This window comes from Bordetella sp. (assembly GCF_051960075.1).
GTDB lineage: Bacteria > Pseudomonadota > Gammaproteobacteria > Burkholderiales > Burkholderiaceae_B > Bordetella.
Genome location: NZ_JBQCER010000047.1, coordinates 35,401 through 42,696, shown reverse-complemented (window position 1 = coordinate 42,696; position 7,296 = coordinate 35,401). Strand labels below are relative to the sequence as shown.

Genomic DNA, 7,296 nt, shown 5'->3' with positions numbered 1-7,296 from the left:
CGCACTGCCCGCGGCGGCAGACTGCGCAGCCGTGGTGGCTGGCTCTTGCCCGAACATCGAGGGCCTGCCGTTATGGATTTCCCAGTTGTTCCAGAGGAAAAACAGAGAAAACGAAAAAATCATCCAGAGGACGGTTCGGCGAATATCCATGATTTCAGAAAGTGGCCACAGGTAGCAGCGGGCAATACGCCAGCAAAGCTTGCCAGTGTAGCGTTAATTAATGTCGGTCCGGTTTCGGATGGTTGCAATGACGGTGTTTATCGCGCGAGCGTAGCTCCGGTACCGGATCCAGGCCGCCGGGCGTCCAGGGGTGGCAGCGGCCGATGCGGCGCACGGCCAGCCACAGGCCGGCCCAGGGGCCGTGCCGCTCGATCGCCTCGATGGCGTAAGCCGAGCAGGTGGGGGTGTAGCGGCACTGCTGGCCGATCCAGGGACTGAGAAAAAAACGGTAGAACCGGATGGGCGCGATCAGAAGCAGCCGTGCCAGCGGGCCAGCTGCACTCGGGCGGGAGCCAGGAAGAGGGGCCGTCATCTTGCGATACGTTCGAAGTGAGCGTCTACTTCGGCGCGCGCAGCCTGTTTGAGCGCGGTGAGCGACATCGGCGCGATTCTGCTTTGCAGGCGCACAACGTAATCGCGCGCTGGCAGCGTCAGCCGCCGAACCCGAAAGGCCTCACGGATGACGCGCTTGAGCGCGTTGCGGGTGACCGCATGCGGCGCGTAGCGCTTGGCAATCACCAGGCCGAGCCGGGCGCAGTCGGGCTGACCGCCGGACTGGACGGTTTCGGTGCCGCCTGCCGACGCGCCGTCTGCCCGGCCGGCAGACTTTTCGACCGGGGGGAGCGACGCGACGCTCACAATGAAGAACGCCCCTCGGGCCAGGCGCCGACCTTTGAGGGCGGCGGCGAACTCGGAGGGGCGATGCAGGCGCGCCTGCGCAGGGAACGTGGCGCGCGACATGACTTACAGGCCTTGGGCCCAGAACCCGAAAGCAGCCCGGCGGGCTGGCTGACCGGGTCTTAGACGGCCAGACGCTTGCGGCCCTTGGCGCGGCGGGCGTTCAGAACGGCACGGCCGCCACGGGTTTTCATGCGCACGCGGAAACCGTGGGTACGCTTGCGACGGGTAACGGAAGGTTGGTAAGTACGTTTCATGTGCGTTCCACAAAGAACAAAGGTGAAGGGCCTCGCACGGCAGGAGAGGCCGAAGAATTCGGAAAAGCCCACTATTTCAACAAGAAAATCCAGTACTGTCAAACAGTTAGAGGGGGACGTAAGAGGCAGGGAAGCCCCGGCCTGTGGATAACCCCCCTGGGTAGGCTAGAATCGAGGTTTAGAACAAGAGCGACATGAACGAATTCTGGCAGACCTGCATCAGTCGTCTTGAGCAGGAACTCCCCCCCCAACAAATCAGTGCCTGGATACGGCCGCTGGTCCCGCTAGCCTTCGATGAGGCGCAGGGCCTGCTGCGCGTGGCCGCACCGAACCGCTTCAAACTCGACTGGGTCCGCAAGAATTTCTCGCATCAGATCGAGGTGCTGGCCTCCGAGTGGTTTGCGCGGCCGGTGCAGGTGTCTTTCGAACTGCCCTCTTCTGGTGCGTCGCAGCGAGCGGGTTCGCCTGGTCCGGCCGCGCCCATGCCGGCCACAGGCAACGGCGCGGCGGCGCCCAGGGCCAGGCCCGCGCAGGCCGTGACGGCCCCGTCCTCGCCGTCTGCCGCCAGCGACGCCGCCGGCGTGGTGTACGAGCGTTCGCGCCTGAATACCGACTTAACTTTCGACAATTTCGTTACAGGCAAGGCCAACCAGCTGGCTCGCGCCGCGGCGCTGCAGGTGGCCGAGAACCCCGGCACGTCTTACAACCCCCTCTTTCTTTATGGCGGTGTGGGCCTGGGCAAAACGCACCTCATCCACGCCATCGGCAACGCCATGGTGGCGGCCGGCACCGGCACGCACGTGCGCTATGTGCACGCCGACCAGTACGTGGCCGACGTGGTCAAGGCCTACCAGCGCAAGACCTTCGACGATTTCAAGCGCTACTACCACTCTCTGGACCTGCTGCTGATCGACGATATTCAGTTCTTCTCGGGCAAGCAGCGCACGCAGGAAGAGTTTTTCTACGCCTTCGAAGCGATGGTGGCGCAGAAAAAGCAGATCATCATCACCAGCGACACCTATCCCAAGGAAATGTCGGGCATCGACAGCCGCCTGACCTCGCGCTTCGATTCCGGCCTCACCGTGGCGATCGAGCCGCCCGAGCTGGAAATGCGCGTGGCCATCCTGCTGCGCAAGGCCGAATCCGAAGGCGCCACCCTGCCCGAAGAAGTGGCCTTCTTCATCGCCAAACATCTGCGCAGCAACGTGCGCGAACTCGAGGGCGCGCTGCGCAAGGTCCTGGCCTATGCACGTTTTCACGGCCGCAACGAACTCACGGTGGATCTGAGCAAGGACGCGCTCAAGGATCTGCTGTCCGTCTCCAGCGGCCAGGTTACCGTGGAAAACATCCAGAAGACGGTGGCCGATTTCTACAAAATCAAGGTCGCCGACATGTATTCGAAACGGCGTCCGGCCAATATTGCCCTGCCCCGCCAGGTGGCGATGTATCTGGCCAAGGAGCTGACCCAGAAGAGCCTGCCCGAGATCGGCGACCTGTTCGGCGGACGCGATCACACCACGGTGCTGCATGCTGTTCGCAAGATTTCCGATGCCCGCGCCAAGCAAGCGGAGCTGAACCATACCCTGCACGTGTTGGAACAAACTCTAAAAGGATGACCATGCAACTCGTACAAACCACGCGCGACGCATTGTTGAAACCGCTCTCGACCGTGGCGGGCATCGTTGAAAGACGGCATACCCTGCCGATCCTTGCCAACATCCTGATGCGCAAGGAAGGCAGCAAGGTTTCCTTCATTGCGACCGACCTGGAAGTGCAGATCACCACGCACGCCGACTTCGGCGTGGGTTCCGACAACGAATCGACCACCGTGGCCGCGCGCAAGCTGCTGGACATTCTCAAGGCCCTGCCCGACACCGGTGAGGTGAAGCTGTCGCTGGCTTCGGGCAAGATGACCGTGCAGTCGGCCAAAAGCCGCTTTGCCCTGCAGACCCTCGCCGCCAGCGAATACCCCACCGTGGCTCAGCCCGAGCAGTGGAGCGTGTCGCTGAGCCTGCCGCAGCGCACCCTGCGCCACCTGTTCAATATGGTGCACTTTGCCATGGCGCAGCAGGACATCCGCTACTACCTGAACGGCATGCTGCTGGTGTTCGAACCCGGCTTCGTGCGCTCGGTGGCCACCGACGGCCACCGCCTGGCGCACTGCGCCACCAAGGCCGACGGCATTTCCGAAAAGCACGAAGTCATCGTGCCGCGCAAGACCGTGCTGGAGATGCAGCGCCTGCTCGAAGATTCCGACGCGCCCGTGGCGGTGGACGTGGCTCCGGGCCAGATCCGTTTCCGCTTCGGCGACGTGGAACTGGTCTCCAAGCTGGTCGAGGGCAAGTTCCCCGATTTCACGCGTGTGATTCCCACCACCTACACGCGCCACTTCGACGTGAGCCGCGAAGCCCTGCAGGGCAGCCTGCAGCGCGCCGCCATCCTGACCACCGACAAATTCAAGGGCGTGCGCCTGCAGCTGGCGCAGAACCTGATGAAGATTTCCTCGACCAACGCCGAGCAGGAAGAGGCGCAGGAAGAGCTCGACATCGACTACGCGCACGAGGCGCTGGACGTGGGCTTCAACGTGAGCTACCTGCTCGACGTGCTGGGCAACCTCAAGACCGAGACCATCCGCTGGTCCGTGATGCCCGATGCCAACGCCTCGGCGCTGATCACCCTGCCCGACGACGAGAACTTCAAGTACGTCGTCATGCCCATGCGCATTTGAGGTTTGCGGCAAGCCTTTGCGCGGCGCGCCTGCCATGCGCGCCGCGCCGTCCTCTATTGAATGACTGAAAATTCGACCATGTCCGACCAACAGAACACCGCCAGCCAAAATTACGGCGCCGACTCGATCAAAATGCTCAAGGGCCTCGAGGCCGTGCGCAAGCGTCCCGGCATGTACATCGGCGATACCTCCGACGGCACCGGCCTGCACCATATGGTGTTCGAAGTGGTCGACAACGCCATCGACGAAGCGCTGGCAGGCCATTGCGACGACATCGTCGTCACCATCCACACTGACAACTCGATCTCGGTTACCGACAACGGCCGCGGCATTCCCACCGCCATTCACAAAGATGACGAATTCGGCCGCAGCGCCGCTGAAATCGTCATGACCGAGCTGCATGCCGGCGGCAAGTTCGACCAGAACTCGTACAAGGTGTCCGGCGGCTTGCACGGCGTGGGCGTGTCCTGCGTGAACGCGCTGTCCGAGTGGCTCAAGCTCACCATCTACCGCGACGGCCAGACGCACCAGATGGAGTTCCATCGCGGCGAGCGCGTGGCGCCCCTGGCCGTCACCGGCAGCACCAGCAAGCGCGGCACCGAAGTGCGCTATTTGGCCGATGCCGAGATCTTCAACAACATCGAATACCACTACGAAATCCTGTCCAAGCGCCTGCGCGAACTTTCGTTCCTGAACAACGGCGTCAAGATCCGCCTGGTCGACCAGCGCCAGGGCAAGGAAGAGAACTTCGCCTTCTCGGGCGGGGTCAGGGGTTTTGTCGAATACATCAATCGCAGCAAGACGGTGCTGCATTCGAACGTGTTCGCGGTCTATACCGAGTCCAGCGCCGGCGGCACGACGGTGGGCGTCGAGGTGGCGATGCAGTGGAACGACAGCTACAACGAAACCGTGCTGTGCTTTACCAACAACATCCCGCAGCGCGATGGCGGTACGCATCTTACCGGCTTGCGCGCGGCGATGACGCGCGTGATCAACAAGTACATCGCCGACAACGAGCTGGCCAAGAAGGCCAAGGTCGAGACCACCGGCGATGACATGCGCGAAGGCCTGGCCTGCGTGCTGTCGGTCAAGGTGCCCGAGCCCAAGTTCAGCAGCCAGACCAAGGACAAGCTCGTTTCCAGCGAGGTGCGTCCGGCGGTGGAAGATGCGGTGGCCCGTTCGCTGGAAAGCTGGTTGCTCGAGCATCCGAACGATGCCAAGGCCTTGTGCGGCAAGATCGTCGAAGCCGCGCGCGCTCGTGAAGCCGCGCGCAAGGCACGCGAAATGACGCGCAGAAAAAGTGTGCTGGAAGGCGCGGGCCTGCCTGGCAAGCTCGCCGATTGCCAGGAAAAAGACCCTGCCCTGTGCGAGCTGTACATCGTCGAGGGCGACTCGGCCGGTGGTTCGGCCAAGCAGGGCCGCGACCGCAAGTTCCAGGCCATCCTGCCGCTGCGCGGCAAGGTGTTGAACGTGGAGAAGGCGCGCTTCGACCGACTGATCGCCAGCGAACAGATCGCCACGCTGATCACGGCGTTGGGCACCAGCATCGGCCCCGACTTCAACATCGACAAGCTGCGCTACCACCGTCTGATCATCATGACCGACGCGGACGTGGACGGCGCGCACATCCGCACGCTGCTGCTTACGCTGCTGTACCGCCAGATGCCCGAGCTGGTGGCGCGCGGGCACGTCTATATTGCGCAGCCGCCGCTATACAAGGTCAAGGTCGGCCGCGACGAGCGTTATCTGAAAGACGACGTCGAGGAGGCGCAGTACATGATGCAGCTCGCGCTGAAGGACGCTCGTCTGATCCCGGCAGCGGGCGCCGCGCCGATCGAGGGCGATGCGCTGGCCGAATTGGCCAGGCAGTACGTGCTGGCCGACGCCGTCATTTCGCGCCTGTCGCGCATCTTCGACGTGCAGGCCCTGTCGGCCCTGGCCGAGGGCGTACAGATCGACCTGACCGACGCGGAGTCCACACGGGCTTCGGCCAAGCGTCTGTACGACGCGCTGCACGTCGAGGGCTCGACCAATGGCGTGGACGTCGAAGCCGGCGAGGTTGCGGAAAAGCATCGCCTGGTCATCAAGCGCATGCATCACGGCAACGTGCGCGCGAGCGTGATCGATACGGATTTCGTGCAGGGCGCCGACTATGCGGTTCTGGCCCGTTCGGCGAAAACCTTTCTGGGCCTGGTTCAGGCCGGCGCCGTTGTCAGCCGCGGCGAAGGCGACAAGCGCAAAGAGCAGGCGGTCAGCGATTTCCGCGAGGTCATGCAGTGGCTGCGCAGCGAAGCAGAGCGCGGAATCTCCAAGCAGCGCTACAAGGGCTTGGGCGAAATGAATCCCGAGCAGCTGTGGGAAACCACCATGGATCCGACCGTGCGCCGTTTGCTGCGCGTGCAGATCGAGGACGCCATCGCAGCGGACGAGGTGTTTACGACGCTAATGGGCGACGACGTGGAGCCGCGGCGCGCGTTCATCGAGGCGCATGCTTTGTTGGCGGGAAATATCGACGCTTGATTGAGGTTTTGTCGGGTGACACAGAAACCGAATATCTCGACAGGTTAGTGAAAACTCATCGACGCGATTAGTGAAAAACCTAGCAATTAAAAATTGAAAGCGCCCGGCTATACCGGGCGTTTTGTTTCGCAAGCAAAGACCGTGTATCCGACGACCATGCGCCGAGTAACGCATGGTCATCGAGCCAGGAAATCCGGCGTCGGCAGCTGTCGGTTCGAGCTTGCCGGCAGGTTCGCCAGCGCAACAATGTCGCGCACCTCGAGCACCGGCTGCGGCGCGCCGGCGATGGCGGCATTGATCATCGCCCGGCCGACTTCTCGCAGCGTGCAGCACCGGGACGGCGCCAGCGCGCGGGCGACCGGGTAGGCCCAGGCCAGTGCCCGATACCAGGATTTGAGGTGCTTCTGGCCGGGCGTCGCGCGCATCACGGCGGGGCGGAACATCGCGGCGCGCCTGAACAAGCGCAGCAATTCGTTCTCGGCGGCGCCCTTGACCCGCGCCCACATCGCGCGGCCGCGCTCGGTGGAGTCGGTGCCGGCGCCGCTCACATAACAGAACGCCGCATCGGAGTTCTGCCACTCCAGCGCACGGGCAAAGCTCAAGGTCAGGTCGTAGGTGACGCGTGTGTAGTCCGCTTCGCTCATGCCCACCGATGAAACGCCCAGGCAGAAGAAGCACGCATCGTAGCCGGCCAGCTGCGATTCGATTTTGGACAGGTCGTGAAAGTCCGCATGGACGATTTCGGTGAGCTTGGAATGCGCGCGGCCCAGCGGCCTGCGGTTGATCGCCAGCACGCGGGCCACGCGCGGGTCGGCCAGGCATTCGAGCAGCACGCCCTCGCCGACCATGCCGGTGGCGCCGGTGAGGATGACCGAGATCGGCATAGCCTGATTC

At 63.3% G+C, this 7,296-nt stretch carries 7 protein-coding genes; 3 read left to right on the top strand and 4 right to left on the bottom strand.

Features of this window, described 5'->3' with window-relative positions; all coding sequences use genetic code 11:
* Positions 1–217: 217 nt before the first annotated feature.
* From yidD to rpmH, 3 genes are read right to left on the bottom strand one after another with little or no spacing between them, the layout of a single operon-like run.
* Positions 218–487, bottom strand: a complete 270-nt coding sequence (gene yidD / locus ACTHJ1_RS06125) for a membrane protein insertion efficiency factor YidD (RefSeq protein WP_440189237.1) — start codon at positions 485–487, stop codon at positions 218–220.
* A gap of 41 nt (positions 488–528) precedes the next feature.
* Positions 529–960, bottom strand: a complete 432-nt coding sequence (locus tag ACTHJ1_RS06120) for a ribonuclease P protein component (RefSeq protein ID WP_440189228.1) — start codon at positions 958–960, stop codon at positions 529–531.
* A 59-nt stretch (positions 961–1,019) separates the two neighbouring features.
* Positions 1,020–1,154, bottom strand: coding sequence for a 50S ribosomal protein L34 (gene rpmH, locus ACTHJ1_RS06115; RefSeq protein WP_003800771.1), 135 nt, complete (start codon positions 1,152–1,154; stop codon positions 1,020–1,022).
* Positions 1,155–1,348: 194 nt separating this feature from the next.
* On the opposite strand from rpmH, the gene dnaA reads away from it, so the two are divergent.
* The 3 genes from dnaA to gyrB all read left to right on the top strand — a co-directional run bounded on the left by dnaA (position 1,349) and on the right by gyrB (position 6,402).
* On the top strand, positions 1,349–2,770 hold the full coding sequence (gene dnaA / locus ACTHJ1_RS06110) for a chromosomal replication initiator protein DnaA (protein ID WP_440189225.1): 1,422 nt from the start codon (positions 1,349–1,351) through the stop codon (positions 2,768–2,770).
* Between the two features lie 2 nt (positions 2,771–2,772).
* Positions 2,773–3,882, top strand: a complete 1,110-nt coding sequence (dnaN, locus tag ACTHJ1_RS06105) for a DNA polymerase III subunit beta (protein ID WP_440189222.1) — start codon at positions 2,773–2,775, stop codon at positions 3,880–3,882.
* A 78-nt stretch (positions 3,883–3,960) separates the two neighbouring features.
* Positions 3,961–6,402 (top strand): DNA topoisomerase (ATP-hydrolyzing) subunit B, encoded by a 2,442-nt coding sequence (gene gyrB, locus ACTHJ1_RS06100; RefSeq protein ID WP_440189219.1) that lies wholly within the window; start codon positions 3,961–3,963, stop codon positions 6,400–6,402.
* 176 nt (positions 6,403–6,578) lie between these two features.
* On the opposite strand, the gene ACTHJ1_RS06095 is transcribed toward gyrB, so the two are convergent.
* Positions 6,579–7,286, bottom strand: coding sequence for an NAD-dependent epimerase/dehydratase family protein (locus tag ACTHJ1_RS06095; RefSeq protein WP_440189216.1), 708 nt, complete (start codon positions 7,284–7,286; stop codon positions 6,579–6,581).
* Positions 7,287–7,296: the final 10 nt, after the last annotated feature.